Consider the following 24803-nt stretch of genomic DNA (forward strand, 5'->3'; position numbering starts at 1 on the left):
TATGAAACTTGAAAGGACCTTATAAAAACAGGTCCTTTCATTATTTCTGAGTATGTAAAATCAAAAACTAATCCAGATTACAATTCCGGGGTTTTGTAAGTTATGGCGGATTCACTCACGAGTTGAAAGCCACTATGCGGTTCATAAAAATAAGTCACAACCTTTTTCGTACGTTCCTGGATGGTGAGCTTCAAGTCAGTTGCCCGGCCATATTTTTCTTTAAACCGGCTGATCTTTATATCAACTTCAAAGGAATGACCAAATTTTAAGTGTACTCTAGTTTTGAAAGGAGAAAGTTTTTCAGGTTTAAGGACATGGGAGCGGGAAAGCCAAATGCATTTTTCATTCTTTGGTGAGTAAAGCGGGAACCAGTAGAAATCGAGCTGAGAACAAACGGAGATGGGGCACATGCTGATATTTCCCAGTAGGTATCTGGCAGTTCGTATTCCGCCCTGGAGGTCAGAAGTGCCATAATGCATCATGCTGTAATCCAGGATCTCTGAAGGCTTTTGTCTAACAAGGAAAGTGTCTTTTCCCTGAATAACTTGGGAGCAGTGATAACCATTTGAATCAAATTCTGACTTAATAAGAACAGTGTCTTGATTAATAATATAGCTATTTCTCATTTCCATAATACATCCCCCAAGAACCCTTTTTTTATTTACCTTTGCACAACGAACTCTTACTATTTATAAAAATCATTCCACCTCCTATAGGAATATTATCCTAACTTTTACAATCCTTGTAAATTAGTATTTCTATAACTCCTAATTTTTTCAAGTATTATACAAAAACATAAAGTTTATGTCATTATTTATCGAAAAATAAGAAATATATATAGATATAACAGAAAGTAGATCATTACAAAAATTTTAGTGTATGGAATATTTTAGAAATAATTTCAAGTAAATGGTTTAAAACTTAAAAAATCTGGAAAAAGGAAAATGGTTGAATATCATTCTATTCTCATATGTGCTTAGAAATGTAGCCGGATTGTACTATTTTTATATGATTGCCACTTTGGTAAAATTTAGATATCTTTTTGTTTGCTTATTTGGACAGGAGGTTAAAAAATGGAGAAAAATGAGGCGCGGATGCACAGCCTGAACAGCGGAATCAGCCAGCTGGAATCGCTGGTCCGTGATTACGAAGAAAAAGTAAGGCGCTTAAGAAATTCTTATGCGCATATTTCCAGTGAACAGGGAGAATTTCACGCAAACAGGAATATGGTGAAAGAGCCCATTCTGACATCGCAGACCTGGGCAGGCAGACATGCACAGAGCTTCGAAGAGATTCGCAGTCAAATGGAAGTCGAATATAATCTGCTGTCCGGTGAGGATACGGAAGCCATTCTAAGCGATATGGATGCAAAGATCCTGTATTTTGAGGATCTGATTTCCTCAGCCCGCTCTAGAATAACTTCCATGCATTCTGAACTAAACTTATTAGCGAATTAAGGAGAAAACAGATGGAAATAAAGATTAATGAGCAGGAAGTAACAGCAGCGTTTCAAGAGCTGAACAGCAGGCTTCAGACACTTGAAGTGGTAAAGCATGACGCAAACCTCGCCAATACTTCCATGGAATTCGCTTCTGCCATAGAGGAGATCGAGAACTCCTACTATCAGCTTATGACTAATTACAAGCGCCTGCTTACCCAGTTTCAGCAGGATGCATTACAAAAGATCCAGGATTTCATTCAAGTTGAAGAGGAACTTGGAAAAGAAATCAGCAGCGGGAGGCAAAGATGAAAGCGATAGATGTTTCAGAAGTTTTTGCAGGCATTGATCAGGCACTGCAACAGAAAAAAAAGGAAAAAGAACAAATTCTGGATGTCCGCGATGCTGTCAATAAAGTCATCGATCTCGGAAGCGCCCTTGAAGGAAGCGGCGGAAATGCCATCAAAGACCACTTCACAACCATACATATACCCGCCATCCTTCTCTTGAACCAGTTTCAGCAGACATATATGGATGAACTTAAGAAAATGAAAGAGCTAATCTCGGATTACGAAACTGGGAACGGCGTTGTCCGCGAAGACTTCATCGAGCATGATATTAAGCAGGCACTCCAGAAATTTGAGAATATCGCCCGTTCGATCTCTGATTCCATTAACGAAGAGCTTTCAAAAGTAAGCGACCTTATGAGCTCAGCTCCATTAAGCTTCAGCAAAATGGATTCCCTGCTAAACCGCGCAAACTTACATACTCAGAAAACAGTAGAGAATCTCCATAAGCTGGACAGCGACGCAGGAAAGTCCTTAAAAGAAGTACAAAAGAACCTAGATGAAGTCGGCCAGTTCATTTCCAAGGTCGAGGGCTGGAGCAGAGGCGGTGTCTACCTAAGCAAAGAGACTATGAATGAAATCAACACGTATCTGGAGAAAAATGACTCCATTTCGAAGCTGATAGACTCCGCATTGGAACTATCCATAGAGCAGGGTGACTCCACGTTCCTTGGGATGGTTACAGACTGGCTGGATAAGTTCGGGAAGACCACCGGTGTGAAGGATGCCTTGATTGGAGCATCCGCTGCAGGGATCTTGCTGACCAACAAGCTTGAGCTGGTCAGGGATGGAGCAGGGAATTTCACAATCCGGGCAACGGATGGCTGGAAGCAGGTAAAGGGCAAATATGCAGATCCTCTGGCAGCGGCTCTGTATAAGATCATCAAAGCAGGAAGTGCCAGTCCGATTCCGTTTATCCAGAATCATTTTAAGAAATACCGTAATGCACCAAGCAGGCTGCTTCGGCAATTGGTAGGATTCAATCCTTCCGCCAACGGACAAAGTTTTAGACAAATACTAGAGAGTCATTTTCCTAATCTGAAGTTCGCAGAAGATGCGGTGGAGAACTATAAACGGTTTGCCGTGGATGTTCCCGCAACATTAAAACAGTTTACCCATGCTGAAGGGCTGAAGAGTGTGGTCAAACGAGTTCCATATGTAGGCGTTGCCGTGTCTCTGATTACGAATGGATCAGAATTCTTTAATGATGGCAATAAGTACAAATCCACTTCTGAAAAAGCAGGGCGTGCTGTAGCAGGTATTGGAATGGATGTCGGTGTTGCCGGTTTGACTGCTGGAGGGGCAGCCATCGGCACCATGATCTGCCCGGGCCCTGGTACCCTGATTGGGGGAATGGTAGGTGCCGCTGTTGGTATAGTGTCATCCATCGCATTGGAAGATAAAGTGAAGGAATTGGGAGAAAAAGCAGGCAAATGGACAGAGGATAAAGTGAAGGATATCACCGATTCTGTCTCAGACGCCAAAGACTCTGTAACGGGTTTCGTAACCGGATTATTCAGATAGGGTAAGGATAGGAGGAAAAACGATGGAGACGACGAAAGGAATCTCATTGACTACAAACGAGCTTGCTTCTGTTCTTGCTCTATGCGGCTATGAATCAATGGCCAATGATGTCATAAATAACTTGAATGTACTAGAAAGCGAAGAGGGCTTTACTAGTTTCCTGCAGGAAACGGAGGCTTCCCTACGAATGAAAGGTTTCTGGAACGACCAGAGGGAAACCATGATCGAGGAGGGATTGGAAAGCCTGATTACCCTGCTTGTGCATTCGAAGAAAAAAATAAGGATCATCAGAGGGCAGAAAGTAACCTTCATTCACCACCTGGACCAGAACAATCTGCTTCTGCAAATGATTGCCGACGGACAGCACCGCCTTGAAATCATTAAGAATCAGGAACTTAAGCAGGTACTGGAGAATTTTTGCGGCGGAGGGAGGATCTCTGCCCATGAATTTCATGAATTGGAGGCTCTTAAGCTGGATGAAACCATTTATAATCAGCTTCATCAGCTCACAGATGAGTCCGCAGACATGCTGCTCTCAGAGAACCTGCCATTTTCACTTCGTATTTTCTTAGAGGACTTTAAGGCGAATGGATTTGAATTTGATAATGCCTCCCTGATGGAAATGAAGTTCGAGCAGGATTATCTGGCTATGAATCAGGTATTCTTTTTTCTGAATACAGACAGTTATATCTGGCTGCTGGATTATGATAAGGTTGAAGAAAATGAATTATATGTTCTGCCGATGTCTATTCAAGATTTTAATAGTTTAATTTTCTCGATCGTGACGGATTATTTTATAAATTAGTGTAAGGATGATTGTATTGAAGAAAGTTATTGGCTATGGTGCTGGAATCATTTTGTTAACTCTTTTAGCCGCTACGCTTCTTGGTGTAGATGTTCCACTGCCAACCAGTTATGTTTGGCTCATTTTATTCGTAAACTCTCTTTTTGCCTTGTTCTCTATCTTTTTGCCAAAGATGATCCTCTACCTATATGAATTGAATGCATTTGAAGAAAAGGATTCAGTAAGTACATATTTTTTTAAAGTAATTGCCCTGGCCTTTTCCGGCCTGAATTATTATGCACAGAACGCCATATACAGACTTCCTTTTGTCTTCAGCAGGCTGCTTAGCATTGCCTTCTTTGCCTTCTTATTGTGGCAGATGATCCTATTAACCATGGTGCTGGCGTAAGCCGGAATTAATAGTCAAATACATACATATTGTTATAAGCATTCAAAAGCAACAATTATTCTACATAACCAAATAATAGAAAAGGGGATTCCAGATTTGAAAACAGAAGTCAAAACCGACGTTGTTCATCGCTCACAAGGCAGCCCTCTTTCTTTTTTCATAAAAGGAAATATGGTAGTCGCCTTTGTCGTTATTGCGTTTTTGATCAATTCTAACCGCTGGAGCGAGGATGCATGGTTTGCCATTTTAGTTATGGTTATAGGGTTTGAGATAGTTACTTTACTAACCGTATTAATAGTAAAGATAAAACCTGATAAAAAACATTAACAGGCAAGGAGAAGGGGCATGTCTTTTTTTCAAAAATTGTTCGGCAAACCTAAATTAGAAAATGATGAGTTACTGAAAAAACTCATGAGCAGAGGCAGGGAACTAGGATTGCCCGAGCTAATTCTAAGAAAAGCCAATTCTTTTTTCAAAGAGAAAGCAGGAGAGCTTGGCCCGCGGGAATTCCATCCTTGGATTGATGAGTGGCATTACTCACCGCAGCTGCTTGAATTTGTGTATATTCATTTCACTCTGGAAGACCTCTCTCAACTGGCCGGGCAGCGCAATGATAAGTATGACTATTACGCAAATGATGTCATGAGCGAAACACTCATAGATGAAGAGAAGTACCCTATCGAAGTAGATCAATTCGTGGAGGAGTACCGAACTGCTTACTTCGTGACCGCACTTATGATCCGTGATATTGTGGCGAATTCTCTTCCATATTAAATTTGTAATAAGCACTCAGTCTCTTGCTGGGTGCTTATTACTGTAAGAAAAAATTTTATAAGATTTAGGGGGCGGCATATGTCTTTATTCCTGAGATTATTCAGCAGAAAGAAGATGGCGAATGAGGAACTCCTCAATGAGATAATTTTGATAGGCAAAGAGCTGCGGGTAAATAAACGAATCTTAGAGAAGGTCAACCCTTTTTTTGAAGAAAAAGCGGGAAAGCTAGGCCCCCGGGAATTTCACCCGTGGATAGAAAAGTGGTACTTATCCCCTGAATTCCTTGAATTCCTTGAATTTGTTTACTCCCGCTTTACTCTACATGACCTATCTCAATTACTGAAGGAACGCAATAAAAAATTTGATTATTATGCCACTGACGTAATGAGAGAAACGCCCATAGATGAAGAGAAATATCCAATAGAAGTCGACCAATATGATCGAGAGCATAAGACCGCTTACTTTGTGACGGCATTGATCATAAGAAATTTGGTGGGCAGTGCACTTCCTTACTAAATAGATAAATCACTTTTACTACGTGAAGAAGAGCTAATGTCCTATTTTCAGAATTTATTTAGTAAACAGAAGATGAATAATCACGAACTCCTTGAAAAGATCTTATATTTTAGCATGACATTTATTAAATGATCAATTCAGAGAGCAAAAAGCTTGAGGATATTTTAATCGCCTCAAGCTTTTTTGTATGCTGATTAAAGTTCTCTAGAATTACTTAGTCTCTCCAATCATTGCTTGGTCATAAGGAAAAAGAAGAGAGATGGTTTATGAAAATTTAGATGTGTCTACATTTTTCTAGCCAGACAAAATGGATAAGGCTTATTAAACCGTATTCCCCTCGACAAGAGTGAACTCTACCATATTTTTAACTGGTACAGATTCCCCTTTGATTTGCTGCAGAAGCAAGTCTACTGATGTTACTGCGATTGCCGCTTCATCCTGTTTGATATGAGTAAAGATCATATCATTATAGAACCAGCCGGGATGGTCAAAGCAGGCGATGGCGTAATCGTTTGGTATGGATTTTCCAAGCGATTTCAGGACATGGGCGAGCACGGAGGCGATTTCATATTCACATGCGATGAAGGCTGTCACATGTGAATTTTCCTCGATGAACTTCCGGAGTTTGATCAGGTCTTCGTGGAACTCATCTGACTTTTCAAAGGTCGGCAATGTACTGAACATTTCTGTTAGAAGTAGATCCGGACTGACAGCAATGCCTTTTTGCAAATAGGCTGATTGAAATCCCTGAATTCGTTCTTCGATGGAGGAGGTATCTTCCTCAGGGGGCGATACAAAAGCAATATGATCATGACCTTGTATAAACAGAAATTCGGTCAGGTTTTGGGCCGCTTTCTTGTTATCAGTGTACACGGAACAGACTGGGATTCCTTTGAGATATCGATCTATTAATACGAGAGGAAAACCCTCGAGTACCAATCTCAGGATGCTGTTGGTGTAATGCTGTCCGTTGACTGGGTAAATCAGGATGCCTTTTACTCCGAGCTGGACCATCGTATTGATGGCCTCATCTTCCTCTTCCTGGCTTCCATATGTCAGCTTCACCACTAAATTGTAACTCTTTTCGGCGCAGCGCTTCTCAATATTTTTCATGATGCTTCTTCCAAAGCTGTCCTTGAAGAAGTCAGGGATAATAAGGGCGATTAATCCATTAGGTTCTTCTTCCGGAAGGTCCCTCTGGGCTGATTTACTTTTCGCATCGAGCGTACCCAAGTCCGGAATTGTCTTAGATACATAAGATCCCCTCCCGCGGATACGTTCGATTGCCCCAATCTGAACTAATTTCTCAACCGCTTTTTTTGAGGTGATTCTGCTGACTTGATATTGGTTTGCCAATTCTTTCTCTGTTGGGAGCTGATCTCCTGGCTTCAGCTGCTCTGTCTCAATCTGATTTAATAAATCCAAATAAATTTTTTCGTATAATGGTAGTTCCATGTTTATCCTCACATCCTAATAACGCCAAAATGATATATCAAATATATCATTATAAAAAAATTCTGACAATGTTTTTAGTCATCCGGATTTGATAACACATCGAAATAAATTGAGGCTTTAGTACCAAGTGGGAAAGCAATATACTCATTAATTAATAAAATATTTAAAATTTTCAATTAACATATTGACATATACCAAATATACCATTTATTCTAAAAGCATATTAAAGCGAAGGGAGATTACAAAGCAGGTAAGTGAAGTGATCTTATTTTTTTATTTCAACCTGAAACCGCTTACAGATTTAAAAAAATATTGAGTATAGGGGAGAAATTCATGAAAAAAAAGATGTTCACGAAAATTGCGGCTGTTTCCGTCATTGGCGGCAGCATGCTGCTGAGTGCCGCGTGTTCCAATGAGAGCTCGTCCACTGACAGCAAGGGAAAACAAGAGATTAAAATTACATACCGGTCAGGCGGAGGAACCAATAAAGGACTGACAGACTGGCTTAATAAGGAAATTATTCCAGAGTTCGAGAAAGACCATCCAAAGGTGGATGTAAAACTCGCACCGCTCAATGTTTCGGAGGGTGACTATTTTGCAAAGGTGGCCTTAATGCTGAAGTCAAAGAATACGGCACCTGACATTGTGACAGAGGACACGTTTATGGTCAATTCCGATGCGAGCGCCGGCTATCTGGAACCGCTTGATGATAGGATCAAGGACTGGAGTGACTGGAGCAATTATAATGACAGCGTTAAACAGGGTGTCATTGCCCAGGACGGAAAAACGTACGGAGTGCCTTATAACACCGACTCAAGGGGACTCTGGTACAACAAGGATCTATTCAAAAAAGCGGGGCTTCCTGTTCCCTGGGAGCCTAAATCTTGGGATGATATCCTCCAAGCGGCAGAGACCATCAAAGACAAACTGCCTGGTGTGACTCCCCTATGGATGAACTCTGGAAAAGCAACAGGGGAAGCAACCTCCATGCAGACCTTTGAAATGCTCCTGTCTGGTACGGACACCTGGCTATATGACAACGACTCGAAGAAATGGGTGGTAAAAGGCCAGGGCCTTACAGATTCCTTTAAATTTATTGATACGGTATACGAGAACAAACTGGGTCCTAGTCTTTCCCAGGTACTGAATGGAACAGGCGGTGCTGTTGCGTACCAGCAGCTGATGCCTAAAGGTAAGCTTGCCATTGGTCTGGACGGATTCTGGCAGACTGGTAACTGGGGCGAGTCGGGTGCTGCACCGTGGCCTGATGCCTTTAAGACCTTAGGATTTGCAGCCATGCCGACCCAAAAAGGCCAGGCTCCCGGCACTACGACCATGTCCGGCGGATGGGCGCTCTCCATTCCAAAAAATTCTAAAAATAAAGATGCAGCGTGGGACTTCATTAAGCTAGCATCCAGCAAGGAAAACAACCTGTCTCTTCTTCAGAAAGAACGAAATCTAACTCCCCGAGATGATGTAGCAAAAGAACAATCCTATCAGGAAATCCCGATGTTTAAAGAAGCTACCGAATTTTTGAGCTTCACTCATTTCCGCCCGGCTGTTGATAAATATCCTACTGTATCTACGCAGATTCAATCACTTGTCGAAGGCGTTGTCACAGATAAAATCACCCCAGAGGAAGCTGCCAAGCAGTACCAGAGCAATGTCACCAAAATTGTCGGTGAGGATAATGTGATCGAAAAATAAAATAAGAGGCTGCCGCGTTAAAAAGGCAGCCTTCCTCTAAAAAATCTTAGGACGGGGTGTGAAATGAGTACAAATACAGTTGTGTCACCTGGCGTCACGGTCAAGCAGAAAACCAAAAAGGATCATACTCTTTTAAAGTCAGTTCTCTTCCTGCTGCCAGCCTGGATCTTATTGCTTATTTTCTTTGTCGGTCCTATATTACTGACCTTTTATTTCGCTTTTACGAATCTTTCTTTAACAGGGACACAAGCAAAGAGTGTCGAGTTTATAGGATTCCAGAACTTCTTAACCATGTTCCAGGATCCGAATTTCCGTATCAGTGTGGTCAAAACGATGGTGTTCCTCCTTTTATCTGCCGTCATTGGGCAGCAGGTATTAGGATTCATCCTGGCTGTCCTGATGAAGGAGAAAAACAAAACGTTCCGCCGCATCATCGGCATCATCGTCCTTGCCGGCTGGGTGACACCGGAAATTGTGGTCGCTTTTTGCTGGGTAGCCTTCTTAAGTGATAACGGAACTCTGAATATGATCCTGCAGCAAATAGGGTTAAAGCCGGTCACCTGGATGTATACCTTCCCGATGGTGAGTGTCGTCATTGCGAATATCTGGCACGGAACAGCCTTTTCGATGCTCGTTTTCCAGGCAGCCCTGGATGATGTTCCCAAAAGTGTGGAAGAGGCGGCGGTGATAGATGGAGCGAACCGGTTCCAAGTCTTGTTTCGCATCGTCCTGCCCATGGTCAAGGGATCCATCGTCACCAATATGATATTAGTTACTCTCCAGACATTGGGAGTGTTTACCCTGATTTTTGCCATGACGGGCGGGGGGCCGGGTACGTCTACACAGACTCTCCCTATTTTTATGTACAACCAGGCGTTTGTAAATTACCAGCTTGGCTATGGGACAGCGATTTCCCTGATCCTGCTTGTCATTGGAATCGGAGCGAGCCTGATTTATATGCGATCCATGAAGGTTGAAATTTAAGGGAGGGATAACCATGAACCGTTATAAAACTGAAAAAGTCGTTCCATATGTAATCCTAACAATCCTTGGGATCATGTTTATCCTGCCGCTTTTATGGGTGTTATTCGCATCATTTGATCCCAATGCCCAGCAGGCTTTGAAAATGCCAAGCTCCTTTACTTTTGAGAACTTCACGTCCATTTTTGCGGATCCAGCAAATATCCGTTCTTTTGGAATCGGGCTGTTCATCTCAGTGGGGCAGGCTGTGCTGGTGGTATTGGTCGCCATTATGGCCGCCTATCCGCTGTCACGATATGCTCTGAAATTTAAGAAACCGTTTATGTACACCATCTTGTTCATGACGGCTCTGCCAATCACGGCGGTCATGGTGCCTGTTTACCAGCTCTTCATTTATCTGAATATGCAGGATTCCCTCATTGGGACCATCCTGTTTTTGACGGCATCTGGACTTCCTTATGCTATTTGGATGATGAAAAACTTCATGGATTCTGTACCCCTGGAATTGGAGGAATCCGCGTGGATTGACGGCGCCTCCGTCTGGGCAGGATTAAGGAGGGTGGTCGCACCTCTTATGATCCCCGGCATTTGTACAGTAGCGATCTTTACTTTTTCAGGAAGCTGGGGAAACTTTTTCGTACCTTATATTTTAATCCAGACACCTGATAAATTTCCTGCTTCGGTCACCATTTTCCAGTTCTTCGGAAGCTTTGGAATGATCGAATACGGGAAGCTTGCCGCTTTTTCCATGGTTTATACGATGCCTTCGGTCATCTTATATATTTTTTCACAGAAGTTTATGTCTACAGGCTTCAGCCTCGGCGGAGCATCTAAAGGATAATTTCAATCTAAAGGAGTGTTTACATGTTTTGGACCGTTGATAAACTAGAACGCCGTATAGAGGAACTAGATTCATATCGTTATAGGAATACTCAGCCGATATTGTCGTTTCAGGCGCTTGAGGATCAAGAAGGAAACATTTCCGAAAGACCTCCTGAGAGCGGGGAATGGGGGACCATGAATGTCCGCGACCGCTGGGAAGGACGCGACCAGTATATCTGGCTGAAAACGGCGGTCTCTATCCCAGAGCAGTGGGAACAGCAGAAGATTGTCGGTGTCTTTGATTTCGGAAAAACAGGCGGCGGGAATAACTCAGGATTTGAGTCCCTGCTGTATGTAAACGGCAAGCCCTATCAGGGCGTAGACATGAACCACCAGGAGGTGTTCCTGGATGGGAGTCTCGCAGGTACAAGCATCGACCTGTGCTTCAGGCTTTGGTCAGGGCTTGAAGGCGGAGGGAAGCCGACGCTGCAGGAGCATCAATTGAAAAAGGCCTTTATCGCCTGTCTGGATGAAAAGGCAGACGATCTCTATTACACCGCAAAAGCAGGACTGGAAACGGTGAAGTATCTGGAGGAAAACCAGCCTGAGAGGCAGACCTTGTTAAACGCATTGGACCGTGCCTTTCTTTTAGTAGACTGGTCGGATGCCGGTTCAGAACGATTCTATGACTCTCTTTACGAGGCGCAATCGCTCCTGAATGCAGAAATCGAGCAGATGCCACAAAATTACCCGGTAACCGTGACAGCCATTGGACACACCCACATCGATGTGGCATGGCTGTGGCGGCTGAAGCATACAAGGGAAAAAGCGGCGCGCTCGTTTTCCACCGTCCTCCGGCAGATGGAGCAGTACCCGGATTACGTATTCCTGCAGACACAGCCGCAATTATATGATTATATCAAAACCGATTATCCGGAAATTTATGAGCAGATCGAAAAAAGGGTGAAGGAAGGGCGCTGGGAAACAGAAGGCGGGATGTGGCTGGAAGCCGACTGCAACCTGACATCTGGAGAATCGCTCGTACGCCAGCTGCTGTTAGGCACTAAGTTCTTCCGCGAAAACTTCGGGAAGGAATGCGAGTACTTATGGCTTCCGGATGTGTTCGGCTACAGCTGGGCCCTGCCGCAGATTTTGGTGAAGTCAGGCATCAAAACCTTCATGACCACAAAAATCAGCTGGAGCCAGTACAACCGGATGCCCCATGATACCTTCAAATGGAGAGGCATCGACGGCACGGAAATCTTGACTCATTTCATCACGACTCCTGAGGATGACCGCTGGTTTTATACATACAACGGCCAGATCACCCCTCGTTCTGTCAAAGGAATCTGGGAGGCGTACCGTGATAAAGGCGTGAACCAGGAGCTCCTGCTTTCCTATGGCTACGGAGACGGCGGAGGCGGGGTTAACCGGGAAATGCTTGAAATGAGAAGAAAGCTGGATAAAATGCCTGGCCTGCCGGCTGTGAAAACAGGCAGAGCCGACGAATTCTTCCAGCGCCTGCATGAGACGGTGGAAAACACCGATCAATATGTCCACCTGTGGGATGGCGAGCTCTATCTGGAGTACCACCGCGGAACCTATACCTCACAGGCATACAATAAACGAATGAACCGTAAAATGGAGCTCCTGCTGCGTGAAACCGAATGGCTGAATGCCTTGAACAGTGTCATTAAGGGCTCATGGTCCTATTATCCGGTACAGGATCTGGAGGAAAGCTGGAAAATCGTCTTACGTAACCAATTCCATGACATCATTCCGGGATCCTCCATCACCGAGGTATATGAAGACAGCAGGATCGAGTACGCCGAAGCGCATGAGCTTGCAGCGGGTGCCTGGAATGCCGCTTCCCAGTCCATCGCTGAGAATGATGGCAGCAGCTCGATTTCGGTTTATAATTCCTCTTCGTGGAATCGGAATGATCTCGTGAAAATCAACACAAAAGCAGCTGGTGAATTGGTATGGAAGAACGAAAGAGGAGACGCACTCGATGCCCAGAAGACGGCTGATGGAGAATGGCTTGTCAAAGTGGATGATGTGCCGTCCCTTGGAAAGAGCACGATCCGCTATGAACAGGGCACAAATGGAGCGGCTTCAACATTCACTGTATCTGAAAATGGAGTGTCATCCCATTATTATGAGATTTCATGGAATGACAACGGCCAGCTGACCAAAATCTTTGACAAGAAAAATGAACGGAATGTGTTAGCATCGCATGCACGCGGCAATGTGTTCCAGGTTTTTGAGGATAAGCCGATGCGCTTTGATGCCTGGGATATCGATCTGTATTACCAGGAAAAGATGAAGGAGATTTCGAGCCTGCAGGATGCCAAGATCATTGAAAACGGTCCGGTCCGCTGTGTAGTGGAGTTTAAGTGGGCGTACTCAAAATCGGATATCTCTCAAAAAATGGTCTTATATGCAGACAATCCGCGGATCGATTTTGAAACAAAGGTAGATTGGCATGAACAGGACCAACTGCTGAAGGTCGCTTTCCCTGTCGAAATCCGGGCAACAGAGGCAACCTACGATATTCAGTTCGGAAATGTGAAACGCCCGACTCACTGGAACACAAGCTGGGATTACGCCCGCTTCGAAACTGTCGGCCATCAGTGGGCAGACCTCTCTGAAAGAGATTATGGGGTGAGTTTGCTGAACGACTGCAAATACGGCCATGACATCAAGGACAACGTCATGCGCCTGACTCTGTTAAAATCCGCTACCTATCCGGATATCAAAGCAGACCAGGGTGAGCATCTGTTTACGTACTCCCTGCTACCTCATGAAGGCAGCTGGTATGAAGGAAATACCGTACGCCATGCCTGGGAGCTTAACAATCCGCTGAGCTACGTAGAAGGACAGACACAAAGTGTCTCCCTGTTCAGCGTCTCAGCTCCAAATGTGATGGTGGATACAGTAAAAAAGGCAGAAAGCGATGATGCTCTTATCATCCGTCTTCACGAATTTGCAGGTGCAAGAGGAAAAGTGGAGCTTGAAAGTGATATGAATATTCAATCATGGCAGGAATGTGACTTGATGGAGAGAAACATCTCTGAGGTTCAGGAAAACAAAGGGTTTGTGTTTGATATCAAGCCTTATGAGATTAAGACTTTTATAGTGAAAGTGAAATAGGTATCTAAGAGAAAAACTAAGGGAGCATCGCCGAGAATACAAAAACGGGGATGTCTCCCTCTTTTTCTGAGTTAAGAATGACCTGTACCTTTTTTGTTATGACCATAAAGGGGGTGGTGTCTATTCAAATAGAACACATCACAGAAAAATCATAACAATCAAAGGAGGAGGAAGAAGCATGCCAAAATTTCTTAAAACCTGTTTGGTACTTACTCTAGTTGCAATGATCACGCTATTGGCGGCTCCTGGTACATCTACACTTGCAGCGTCCCATCAAAAGAAAAATACAATGAGAGCCATTGCCACTTATGAATCACTGCAGAAGTATTTCTATCAGCCCAGTGCGAAGCTTTATACAGAGGAATATCCCCGTCATGGAGGAAATCCTTACTCTTATGTATGGCCGTTTTCCCGGGCTATGGCTGCCACGATCGATATGACGAGGCTTCCGAAAATAGGGAAGGCTTATGTATCGGATCGAAACGAACGTCTCCAGGGATTGGATTTGTATTGGAATCATGAGACCAATCCTGCTGGCTACGATTCTTATGTTCGTCCTCCAATCGGCCAGGGTGGAGATAAATTTTATGATGACAATGACTGGATCGCTCTTAATTTTCTCAAGCTGTATCAATTAACAGGTGACCAGTCCGCATTACAGCGGGCCAAGGATATCTTTAAACTGCAGGTTTTTGGGTGGGACACTGACCCATCACATCCTTATCCGGGCGGAGTATTCTGGACACAGGCACCATGGAGCCAGGACCGGAACACGATTTCCAATGCGCCTGTGGCACAGATCGGGCTATATCTATACCAAATCACCGGTGATCCATACTATTTTGACTGGGCAAAAAAAGCCTATGACTGGGTCAACAATTCCATGCTTGCACCAAACGGCTTGTATTGGGATCATGTAGATCTAAAAGGCAATATCGAGAAAACTCAGTGGACCTACAACCAGGGAATGATGATAGGGGCAAACGTTCTTTTCTATCTAACAACAGGTGATAAGAAGTATCTGGAGCGGGCAGAAACCCTGGCAGAGAAGTCACTCCAATATTATGGCGACACTCAGCTTTACAAGAATCCTCCAGAATTCAACGCCATCTTCTTTGAAAACCTGCAACTATTGGATTCAGTCAAACACAATAATAAATATAGAAAATATACCCAAGCCTATGCGGATAAGATGTGGGATACCGTAAGAAATCCGGAAACGGGTTTATTCCAGCGGGATCCTCAAAAGTCTGTGCCGCTTATTGAGCAGGCTGCGATGGTTGAGATTTATGCGAATCTAGCATATAAAAACCAATAAAATGCTTTTGGGTAAGCAAAGAATTTTTTAAATATACTATTTTTTTGAAAAAGGAATGAGTGTAACCGCTCATTCCTTCTATCTTGAGTGAAGAGACAGGGGAACTCATGATAATTTAGTTTATATGAAACAACAAAAAGAATGCACCAAGGCATTTCTGTATTAAATTCCACTGATTACCCAACCCAAGTTTCTGGTTAAAAAACGAGATAATATTTTTAATGGGATATTTGAACCAATTCATCCTTAAAACAAACTAACCGTAACTTATAAAGTGGACAAATTCCAAGCTCCCTGTATCTTGCATAATGTGGGCAACTTACCCAGCTAACTATTCTCTTTTTATAGAATATTGGACAAGTTAGTTAAGCAGGATATCTGATTGTTTTCTTAGAATTAGTTATGAGTAAACGGTTAATGGTAGGAGGAAGACATACAAATATAAATTTTTTCAAGAAACCCATCTTAGCAATTTGAACTTCTTATTGATAAATTATTGATTCTCTGAAAATTTGATCTCTCGTCTGAATTTAGGAATGGCGTATTAGGAATTGCTAGATTTTTAGTTACTCCTCTTACGCAACTTATAAATAAAGGAGTGTTACCAATGTTAAAGAGAAAAATTGGTCGTTTAGATTATGAAGGGTCTGCCGTTATGTTTGGAGCAGCAAGTTTAGGAAATGTTACACAAGAAGAAGCAGATAAGTCGATATCCTTCGCTTTAGAACATGGAGTGAGCCATTTTGATACAGCTGCTGACTATGGGAATGCAGAAATTCGATTAGGGCCAATTATAAGCAAAGTTCGTAACGACATTTTTCTTGCTACTAAAACGGGAGAGCGGACGAAAGAAAAAGCGAAAGCAGAAATTTATCGTTCTTTAGAACGGATGCAGGTTGATTCAGTTGATTTACTTCAATTACATGCAGTGGGTACTATCGAGGAGCTCAATAAATGTACAGTAAAGGGAGGTGCGTTGGAAGCTGCCATAGAAGCAAAAGAAGAAGGGATAGTAAAAGCAATCGGTATAACAGGTCACGGACATCAGGCTGCCGTTACCCATTTAGAGGCATTGAAGAGATTCCCATTTGAAACGGTATTGCTTCCCCTGAATTATTATATGTATTCTTTGCCTGAATATCGAGAATCCTTCGATGCATTAATGAAAGAGGCAAACAACCAAAACACGGCAGTGAGGGTCATTAAAGCAATTGCAAAGGCTCCATGGGTAGAGGGACAAGAGCGTCGCTATGCAACGTGGTACGAGCCGTTTGATCAACAAGAAATTATAGATGCTTGTGTACACTTTGTTCTATCCTTTCCTGGAATAGCTGGTTTTGCGAGTGCCGGGGATGTCCACTTATTCCCAAAAATCGTTGATGCAGTTGAAAGATATGGTTCAATGAACAATGAAGAGGCAGAACGCATCTTAAAATCGATAAGCGGATATACGACTATATTTGGTCCGCCCACGTCAATTGCTTAAGGGAGACAGTTCATATTAAGACTAAACAGGTTCAATTATGTAGGGCCGTTTTCCCGGGCAATGGCTGCCACGATCGATATGACGAGGCTTCCGAAAATAGGCAAGGCTTATGTATCGGATCGAAACGAACGTCTTCAGAGATTGGAGCTGTATTGAAATCATGAGACCATCCTACCGGCTACGATTCTTATGTGCGTCCTCCAATCGGCCAGGGCGGGGACAAATTTTATGACGACAACGATTGAATCGCCCTAAATTTCCTTCAGGCTGCCCTCATTGCATCTATGCAATGAGGGCAATTTTTCTGGATATATGAGGTTCTGAGCAGTTCGGAATGCAGTTCGGAACGCATTGTGAGTATGTTCTGAGCAGTTCGGAATGCAGTTCGGAACCATTGTGAATATGTTCTGAGCAGTTCGGAATGCAGTTCGGAACTCATTGTGAATACGGTCTGAAGGTTTCAGAACGCGTAAGTGTTGGGAGCGAGTTTCCTAAGGGGAAGCTTTGTTGTCTTTAGGGAGGGGAGACAATGGCAGCATAGTGGCAAGCACGGACGAATATCCTTATTATCTTTGCACTTTCAGGAAAAGGAAGAAGACGGTCATTGCTTTAGCGGGAGTGCCTTTGATCGTTCTTTGAATAATCGTTTATGCTGCGCTGGTTTTTATGAGAACTTGTATATTCAGGGATACCAGTCCGTACTGAAAAAAGAGAACCACCTCTGTCGGTGGTTCTCTCCATGGAATTATTTTGTTGATTCGTAAGAATTACTTTTGCCACTTGATCCTGGCACTTCCATTTTGACAAAGCCCTCAAGGTCTTGCAAATTTTTACCCCAACAGAAAGACATCCTACTTTTTAAGAAGTTCTAAAAAGGAACAAATGGTCAATATCCCTTTATCAAAGTTTTCTAAGTTAAAATGTTCATTGGGAGCATGAAGATTCTCGTCTGGTAAACCGAATCCCATTAAGACGACAGGTGCATTTAGGGATTGGCTGAAGTCCGATACAATAGGAATTGAACCGCCTTCTCTTTTGTATACAGGTGCTTTCCCGTAAACGTTTTGATAAGCTTCTGCTGCTTTTTGGATCATTGGACTGTCAATAGGTGTTAGGAAAGGATTACCTGTATCCTGCAGCGACACTTTCACTGTACACCCTTTTGGAGCATGTTCTTCCAAATGCTTTTTGATCAATCCTTGAATCTTTTCAGGATTTTGGTTGTGGACCAAACGGCAGGTTATTTTGGCATGAGCCTCATTCGGGATGACCGTTTTTGTTCCTTCTCCCTGGAAACCGCCCCATAAACCGTTAATTTCTAATGTTGGACGGGAACTGATTCTCTCAGGGTAAGGAAAATTGTTTTCCCCACCCTCCCGTTAAATCTGTGAGCCCCAATGATTTTTTCAACTTTTCCTCATTAAAACCCAATGCTTTAATTTGTTCCTTTTCAAATTCTGTCAGTTCCACGACATCATCATAAAAATGGTCAACATGTACTTTACCATTTTGAATCATGAAGAGTGGAAAGGAGCTGAATCAATAGATGGTTGGCGTTTTGAACACCCCCGCCGAACATACCTGAATGCAAATCAGAGTTTGCAGTTTTTAGGGAAATTTCTAGTGCACACAGACCTCTTAAGGAATAGGTAATGGCAGGGACACCTCGTTCCCACATATCTGAATCAGAAATCACAGCCACATCACAGGCTAGTTTTTCTTTATTTTCGGATAGAAACTGCGGAAGATGAGGGCTTCCAATTTCTTCTTCCCCCTCGATACAGAATTTAACGTTTACCGGTAGTCTGCCTTCCAATTTCAAAAGTGTTTCCACTGATTTGATATGTAAAAATGTCTGCCCTTTGTCGTCGGTTGCCCCTCTGGCAAAAATCTTTTCGTCACGAATCGTTGGTTCAAAAGGAGGTGTTTCCCACAAATGAATAGGATCAACAGGCTGAACGTCATAATGACCGTATACTAATACTGTTGGGGCGTTTTCCTGATGAAGCCAGTCCGCATAGATAATCGGATGTCCTTTTGTCTGAACAATTTCAACATGTTCCAATCCAATTCTTTCTAATTTATTAGTAATCCAAGAAGCTGCTTTTTGAATGTCCTCTTTATGCTCGGATAAAGAACTAATACTTGGAATACGAAGCAATTCTTTTAATTCTTCAATATTTTGATCATGATTATTTGATAACATTTCGGATAATTGGCTCACTTTATCACCTTTTCAAGTTTATTTTTCTAACAATTTTATACTAATTGAAAAAATTGTTAAACTTTTTGTTCTAAGGTTTTCTTAATGGTCCTGACTGGGTTGTTTACAAACACATAACAAGTTTAAATTTTAGGAGGCAGAACATGCCTATATATAAAAAAATAGTCCGTGATCTAATACCCAATATTATAGAAGAGGGTGGAAAGAACCTTAAGACAAGGATCCTTTCCGAAGAAAAATACATAAATGAACTCAAGAAAAAGACTTTTGAAGAGTTAGAAGAATATATGAATGCCACAAATAACGAAGAGGCTGTAGAGGAGTTAGCGGATGTTTTGGAGCTAGTTAGCTCTGGCAGAAATTCATGGTGTTACATATGTAAGGGTAGAAGAGGTAAGGCGGCAAAAAACTCATGAAAATGGCAAAATCAAAGATAAAATCCTAATTATAGAAGTAGTTGAATAAATAAATTTATACTAAAGGTGATAATTAACTGGATAAAAAGAAGCTTCTATCATGGTATTAATCAGAGTTTACAAAAATAAGTATAATCGCAAATGTATAGAGTGAAGTAAATGCTTCCTACAACATAGTCCATAGGAATGGTTAGAAATCTTTGCAAATTAATACATTTGGGTCTAGTGAGAGTCAAGCAACAGGTGTTGTTAGCCAAACCTGCAATTCGGCTAGGGCAGCAATAAAACAGTTATTAGATATTATAGAATCGGAGAAATATTATCATAAAAAAGAAGAGGAGATTCCCCCTCTTCATAGTTGTTTAAAAATATCTAGGTCTTCTTTTTTAATAAAACTAGATAATGAAATGCGCACCGTAGACCTCACTTCATCAATCGTCAAACCGATGGCTGCAAGAACATGTGAAGGTTTACTTGAGCTGCAGGCAGAACCAGTAGATACTGCTACATAAGGAGCTAAACTTTTAACTAATACTTCATTATTAATTCCTCTAAATTGTACACTGATTACTCCTGGTATTTTTTTAAGTTCATCGCTGTTAAAATATATTTGGCTGCCGAACTTTTCTTTTAAAATACCTACTAGATATTGTTCCGATTCTTTTATTTTCTTAATGTTATCTGGTAGGTGCTTGGTTGCAAGTTCAGCTGCTTTTCCCAAACCAACAATATTATGGACTGCCAGAGTACCGCTTCTGATACCTTGCTCCTGACCACCGCCGTGGAGAAGGGGAGTAAGTCGAGTAAGAATATCATACTCATCTTTTCTTATGAAAGCAGCACCAATGCCCTTGGGACCATGAAATTTATGCGATGAACATGATAGAAAAGTAACACCAGGGTAGTTACTTAAATTTATTTCTATTTTCCCAACAACCTGCGTAGCGTCGGAGTGAAAGAATACGTTATTTTCCAAACATAGTTCAGATATTGATTTAATATCATTTAAAGATCCAAGCTCGTTGTTTCCCCAGATCACGGTAACTAATATTGTGTTTTCTTTGATATGACTCTTTAGATCATCCAGTTCGATCCTTCCATATTCATCAACATCAAGATAAGAAACCTCAAAACCCTTGGTCTCTAGATATTTGCAAGTCTCCAAGACGGAAGGATGTTCAACTTTAGTAGTAATAATATGATTGCCTTTATCTGCGTAAAAATCAGCTACACCCTTAATAATCATGTTATTGCTTTCGGTTGAACCGCTTGTAAAAATAATTTCTGAATCTGAACTGCCAATTAAAGAAGCAAGAGAGTGTCTTGCTTCTTTAACTGCAATTTTGGCATTTTCCGCAGCTGAATAGTATTTGCTTGAAGGATTGCCGAATTCCTCCATTAAATAGGGGAGCATGGCATCTTTTACTTCAGGATGAATTTGTGTCGTTGCACTATTATCTAAATAAAGCATAAGTTTTCACCTAGTTTTCCATTTTGATAAGGTTTTGTAACAGCTTTTCATAATTTCCGGCATGCCTGTATTCACTATCCAGGAGTCCAATGCCTCGTTCTAAGTGAGCATTGAATAGATCAGGGAAATATTCTTCATCCGAAACATTACGTTGCGCATGCTGACGAATTAGTGCCTTATAAATATAATCATATTCTCCGGTCATCGCGTTCCTATGAATATCTACTCCAGATTTATTTTCTACTAATGCTGGTATAGAAGGATCCCTCAAAGAAAGCGATACTGCAATTCGGGATAAGATATTCCATGTTAAACCAGTTGTTGATTGAAGTGCAGCTAGCTTTTCACCTGTCATTTTGGATGTTTTTATTCGGAAATTCATACGTTCATCTCCATTTTTCTAAAAGGAAAATATCTATTAAGGATCTGGGTCTGCTTTCTTTCAACATTAAAATCAAGCATGTATTCATTCGCTATATGCGGTTTTAATGCAGTATAGTGGATTTCATCAATCTCCGTATCAGTAGAAAGAATAATGGCTTGTTTTCCACAGTTTGGTATAAATTCTTTTAATACTGCGGTCTTGTGAGTTTTATCTAATCTCCCAAGAAGTGTATCAAATATAAACGGTACTTTCCTTCCTGAACATTTAAAAATCGCCCAGATAATTGAAATTAAAAGTATTTCTTTTTCTCCTGCTGAAAGAGTAGATTTTTCAATGTGATCCTTATGAGAATCCAGCAAAACGACATTATATGTTTCAGGTTCAATAATAATGGCAGAAATATAGTTATGCTTTCTAAAGATCTTCTTTAGCATTGTAGAAGCTTCAATTTGAACCTGCTGTAATTTTTTCTTTAATTGAATTTCACGGAAACGTCGGCTTAAGGCAATAATTTTTTGAGATTCAAGAAATGAACTTTTTGTTTTATCACTGTCTCTAAGTGAAGCTTGAATCTTTTCAATAGATGAGAGGGTAATACTTAAAGCCTTTTTGTTTTCTTCCAGTTCACTTTCTGTTTTAACTAATTCATCTTCTAATTTAAGAACGGTTTGTTGAATTAGTTCCATTTTCTCAAACATATCACTCAACTCATTGGCGTTATCATTGTCTCTGAGTTTACTTCTTAACTCTTGAAGTTCAGATAACTTAGTCCTATTTTCTTCAATAATGTTCAATGCACTTGAATCTTTATCACCTATTACTTGCTGATGTATATTCTCAACTAAACTGCTTTCAGAGAAAGAAGCTCCGTGGATCTGAGTAATTTCTTTCTCAGGCTTTACTAGATTTAGAACTTGGTTCCTTAATTCTGTGCTGCTAGAATGACTTATAGAGCTTGAAATGGAATGTAGGATGCTGCTTATTTTTTCATCCGTCAGTTTAGAGTTTAGCTGCTTATAAAGCTGCAGCGATTCTTCATTCTCAATTTGCTTTATTGTTTGAGTAAGAAGATCTTTAGACAAGTAAAAGGGAAGAAGGGTAGATACAAATTCCCTGATTTTCTCAAGGTTTTGTTTTCTGGTCGCCTCAATAGCTGACATTTGCCGCAAAATTTCATCTCGTTCAGCTTTTACAAGTCCACCGTTAACTTCGAAGTCGTTTTTTAATTGATGGTATTCATCCTGAAGCAAGGATTTTCGTTCTTTAATACTGGCAACCTGGTTTATTAATTCTTTTATTTTTTCTCTTTGCTCTTTTTCTCTTAGATTAAGGCTATAGAGTTCTTTTTCTGCTGATTCCATTTTCTCAGGATCTAATGTCTGGCTCGAAAAGTTTTCAAGATCAACTTCAAGCGTTTCAAACAGGTCAAGATTAAAAACTACTCTAGAAAGGTTTTTCAAGTACTCTGATAATTTATCTTCACTAATGATCCTTGCAATTTCTTCACCATCAAATAAGCATAAGTCCAATAATTGAGGAGGCATAACTTCCCTTAGCTTCGATTGGAAAATCTCTTTCTCATATTCGGATAAGTGTTTTCCATTCGCAACTAAATCAATTGATTCTTTTATCTGTTGGCCAGAGAACCTCCAGCTTCGGAAAAGTACATAATTTGTTCTTTCAAAATCGTCTATTAACGAAAACTCTAGTTTTATCCTAAAATTATTTTCGTTGATTTTCTTCGCATCGTGATTTAGGATTGTTATAACTCTTTTAAAGTATTCGGAATTGTCTGTTTTGAACCCATAACCATATGAACCAAATAGGCCTAACTTTATTGCATTTAATAGAGTTGTTTTCCCAGCCCCGTTTTCTCCGCCTATTAGGATAACATTTTGATCGTTTCCCGGACGAAAATCAAAGGAGTTAATCCCTCTATAAGCGCCGATATTTGTTAGTTGAATTTCATTAATAATCATGTTAGAACCTCATTTTCTACTATTATAAATGTAGATAATCTTGCTTTAATGCTTTGCTGATTTCATCCATTAAACCCCTTCTAACTTTGTAGCCAGAGTAGTCTTTTTCAATGGAAATGAGCTTTTTAAGAACTTTAATGTCTACTTTAAATTGGTCACTTAGCAATTCAAGATCAGAAATTTGCTCTTTATCAAAAAGCGGACGGTCATCAATTTCCCAGTCGATGGAATAACCCATTACCTCTTCAAAAATAGCTGGAACATCATCTTCCCATTCACCGTTCTTAAACCAAATCTTTCTAATAGCTTTCATCTCTTCAATACTGATAAGCTCAAAATTTGGATCTTCAGGATGCTTCAGTTCCTTTTGAACAGTTAAAAGACGTTTTAACATTTCTTTGCGGGTTTCCATAGTATAAGGTCCTAAGCCAAGCTGAGCAAACTTAAGATTTTTCTCTCCCTCTAATGTTTCTTCTTCGTAAGTAACAAGAATCTTATGATCTTCAGGTGAGCTTAAATCAATATTGTGTTCTGCAACATAGGTCTTAAATTCATTTCTATCTACAATTGTATATTGTTCAAGAGGTGTAAGAGATTTTGCCCTTCCAGACTTCTTTGGAATTAATACATGCGGTATTCCATCAACATCCTCAATTTTTACATCTTTAAAATAAACCTGTCCGTTCATTCTATATTTCATTCTTCTTGTTCTTGAGTCTCTGATAAAACTTAACCAGTTACGGTAATCTAGCAGAGGCTTCATCCAGTCATGGCCGCTTTGGATAAAACCAGTAAGAGCTTTATCTTCATTAACAACTGTGCAGACCCAGCAGCCAAAACGGCTGTTTCCGCAGGATCCGGCACTTTCTTTTATTGATTTATCTACAACAAGAGGACATTCACCACTGCTTGAATCCTGATATAGACGGTGTAAGTCATGATTATCGTCTCCCCATGGAGAAGGATAGTTTAACAGATAATCCCAAACATCATCCAAGGTAAAGCTTCTTATTGGTGCATACACATAAGCATTAGCTAAAGTAGAGTGTCTCATAAACGTTTTACCTTCTATAGTATGGGAGCGTATAACATTCCCTCTAGTGGCACTTTCGTCTTCCCGAACCCCTAAAACCATAATAACTTCTCCAAAAGAGGAGACTTTATCCATTATGAATTTATTAGCAGGATCAATTTTAAGGCGGTCAGTACACCATCTGAATTGCTGGTTAGGAGATGGATAGCCTTTTCCGATAATATTGACCCAGAATGACTGTTCATAATCCGGTTTTACCTTATGTGTTTCAATCGGCAGGTCCAGGCTTAGAGCTGCATCTTGAATACGTCTTAGTGTAGTATTAATAGAATTAATAATTAAGGGCGTTTCAACAAGTGTATCTGAAGAGATTACATATACTTTTTTATGTAATTCGTCTTTGGGCATTTCACTCAATGCTTCAAAGACAAGCTGTACGACGACAGTAGAATCCTTACCGCCGCTATACCCGACCACCCATGGGCGGTCATCCTCTTTATAAGCTTTTTTAATCCGTTCTTTTGCATCATCTACGATGGGCATTTGTTTGGTTAATAAATTACTAATAATACCTTTCATCT

The 24803-nt window shown here is 41.1% G+C and carries 21 protein-coding genes and 1 pseudogene; 15 read left to right on the forward strand and 7 right to left on the reverse strand.

Going from position 1 to position 24803, the window contains the following annotated elements; translation table 11 throughout:
* Positions 1–77: 77 nt before the first annotated feature.
* Entirely contained in the window at positions 78–632 is a 555-nt protein-coding gene (locus tag JOC77_RS04820) for a competence protein ComK (protein ID WP_204539438.1), read from the reverse strand.
* Between the two features lie 441 nt (positions 633–1073).
* On the opposite strand from JOC77_RS04820, the gene JOC77_RS04825 reads away from it, so the two are divergent.
* The 8 genes from JOC77_RS04825 (at position 1074) to JOC77_RS04860 (ending at position 5792) form a co-directional block, all read left to right on the forward strand.
* Positions 1074–1457, forward strand: a complete 384-nt coding sequence (locus tag JOC77_RS04825) for a YwqH-like family protein (protein ID WP_204539441.1) — start codon at positions 1074–1076, stop codon at positions 1455–1457.
* A gap of 11 nt (positions 1458–1468) precedes the next feature.
* Entirely contained in the window at positions 1469–1750 is a 282-nt protein-coding gene (locus tag JOC77_RS04830) for a DUF5344 family protein (RefSeq protein ID WP_204539444.1), read from the forward strand.
* On the forward strand, positions 1747–3309 hold the full coding sequence (locus JOC77_RS04835) for a T7SS effector LXG polymorphic toxin (protein ID WP_204539447.1): 1563 nt from the start codon (positions 1747–1749) through the stop codon (positions 3307–3309). Before JOC77_RS04830 ends, JOC77_RS04835 begins: the two co-directional genes overlap by 4 nt.
* A 22-nt stretch (positions 3310–3331) precedes the next feature.
* Complete coding sequence (locus JOC77_RS04840) at positions 3332–4114, forward strand: hypothetical protein (RefSeq protein WP_204539450.1); 783 nt, start codon at positions 3332–3334, stop codon at positions 4112–4114.
* 16 nt (positions 4115–4130) lie between these two features.
* Positions 4131–4502 carry a hypothetical protein gene (locus JOC77_RS04845; protein ID WP_204539452.1) on the forward strand — a complete coding sequence of 124 codons (372 nt, stop codon included), beginning with the start codon at positions 4131–4133 and terminating at the stop codon, positions 4500–4502.
* A gap of 96 nt (positions 4503–4598) precedes the next feature.
* Entirely contained in the window at positions 4599–4829 is a 231-nt protein-coding gene (locus JOC77_RS04850; protein ID WP_204539455.1) for a hypothetical protein, read from the forward strand.
* An 18-nt stretch (positions 4830–4847) separates the two neighbouring features.
* On the forward strand, positions 4848–5276 hold the full coding sequence (locus JOC77_RS04855; protein ID WP_204539459.1) for a hypothetical protein: 429 nt from the start codon (positions 4848–4850) through the stop codon (positions 5274–5276).
* Between the two features lie 78 nt (positions 5277–5354).
* Complete coding sequence (locus tag JOC77_RS04860) at positions 5355–5792, forward strand: hypothetical protein (protein WP_204539462.1); 438 nt, start codon at positions 5355–5357, stop codon at positions 5790–5792.
* 321 nt (positions 5793–6113) lie between these two features.
* Here JOC77_RS04860 and JOC77_RS04865 read toward each other — a convergent pair whose 3' ends face one another.
* Entirely contained in the window at positions 6114–7247 is a 1134-nt protein-coding gene (locus JOC77_RS04865) for a GntR family transcriptional regulator (RefSeq protein ID WP_204539465.1), read from the reverse strand.
* Between the two features lie 333 nt (positions 7248–7580).
* Here JOC77_RS04865 and JOC77_RS04870 point away from each other — a divergent pair, with 333 nt between their 5' ends.
* The 6 genes from JOC77_RS04870 to JOC77_RS04895 all read left to right on the forward strand — a co-directional run bounded on the left by JOC77_RS04870 (position 7581) and on the right by JOC77_RS04895 (position 16714).
* Complete coding sequence (locus JOC77_RS04870) at positions 7581–8954, forward strand: extracellular solute-binding protein (protein WP_204539468.1); 1374 nt, start codon at positions 7581–7583, stop codon at positions 8952–8954.
* A gap of 63 nt (positions 8955–9017) precedes the next feature.
* The gene (locus JOC77_RS04875; RefSeq protein WP_204539471.1) at positions 9018–9938 is read left to right on the forward strand and encodes a carbohydrate ABC transporter permease; all 921 of its coding nucleotides are present in this window, start codon (positions 9018–9020) and stop codon (positions 9936–9938) included.
* A gap of 13 nt (positions 9939–9951) precedes the next feature.
* Positions 9952–10776, forward strand: a complete 825-nt coding sequence (locus JOC77_RS04880) for a carbohydrate ABC transporter permease (RefSeq protein ID WP_204539475.1) — start codon at positions 9952–9954, stop codon at positions 10774–10776.
* A gap of 23 nt (positions 10777–10799) precedes the next feature.
* Positions 10800–13910 carry an alpha-mannosidase gene (locus JOC77_RS04885; protein ID WP_204539479.1) on the forward strand — a complete coding sequence of 1037 codons (3111 nt, stop codon included), beginning with the start codon at positions 10800–10802 and terminating at the stop codon, positions 13908–13910.
* Between the two features lie 178 nt (positions 13911–14088).
* Positions 14089–15228: a glycoside hydrolase family 76 protein gene (locus JOC77_RS04890; RefSeq protein WP_204539483.1), complete on the forward strand. Its 1140-nt coding sequence runs from the start codon at positions 14089–14091 to the stop codon at positions 15226–15228.
* Positions 15229–15835: 607 nt separating this feature from the next.
* The gene (locus JOC77_RS04895) at positions 15836–16714 is read left to right on the forward strand and encodes an aldo/keto reductase (protein WP_204539486.1); all 879 of its coding nucleotides are present in this window, start codon (positions 15836–15838) and stop codon (positions 16712–16714) included.
* 851 nt (positions 16715–17565) lie between these two features.
* On the opposite strand, the pseudogene JOC77_RS04900 reads toward JOC77_RS04895, so the two are convergent.
* A pseudogene (locus JOC77_RS04900) lies at positions 17566–18920 on the reverse strand (dipeptidase).
* A 161-nt stretch (positions 18921–19081) separates the two neighbouring features.
* Here JOC77_RS04900 and JOC77_RS04905 point away from each other — a divergent pair.
* Positions 19082–19354: a nucleoside triphosphate pyrophosphohydrolase gene (locus JOC77_RS04905; protein ID WP_338047181.1), complete on the forward strand. Its 273-nt coding sequence runs from the start codon at positions 19082–19084 to the stop codon at positions 19352–19354.
* A 352-nt stretch (positions 19355–19706) separates the two neighbouring features.
* On the opposite strand, the gene JOC77_RS04910 is transcribed toward JOC77_RS04905, so the two are convergent.
* From JOC77_RS04910 to dndC, 4 genes are read right to left on the reverse strand one after another with little or no spacing between them, the layout of a single operon-like run.
* Entirely contained in the window at positions 19707–20825 is a 1119-nt protein-coding gene (locus JOC77_RS04910) for a cysteine desulfurase family protein (RefSeq protein ID WP_204539489.1), read from the reverse strand.
* 10 nt (positions 20826–20835) lie between these two features.
* The gene (gene dndE / locus JOC77_RS04915) at positions 20836–21207 is read right to left on the reverse strand and encodes a DNA sulfur modification protein DndE (protein ID WP_204539492.1); all 372 of its coding nucleotides are present in this window, start codon (positions 21205–21207) and stop codon (positions 20836–20838) included.
* Positions 21204–23189, reverse strand: a complete 1986-nt coding sequence (gene dndD / locus JOC77_RS04920; protein WP_204539494.1) for a DNA sulfur modification protein DndD — start codon at positions 23187–23189, stop codon at positions 21204–21206. Before dndD ends, dndE begins: the two co-directional genes overlap by 4 nt.
* Before the next feature lie 22 nt (positions 23190–23211).
* Entirely contained in the window at positions 23212–24801 is a 1590-nt protein-coding gene (gene dndC / locus JOC77_RS04925) for a DNA phosphorothioation system sulfurtransferase DndC (RefSeq protein ID WP_204539497.1), read from the reverse strand.
* Between the last annotated feature and the right edge of the window lie 2 nt (positions 24802–24803).

It is taken from the genome of Peribacillus deserti (assembly GCF_016909175.1).
GTDB lineage: Bacteria > Bacillota > Bacilli > Bacillales > DSM-1321 > Paraperibacillus > Paraperibacillus deserti.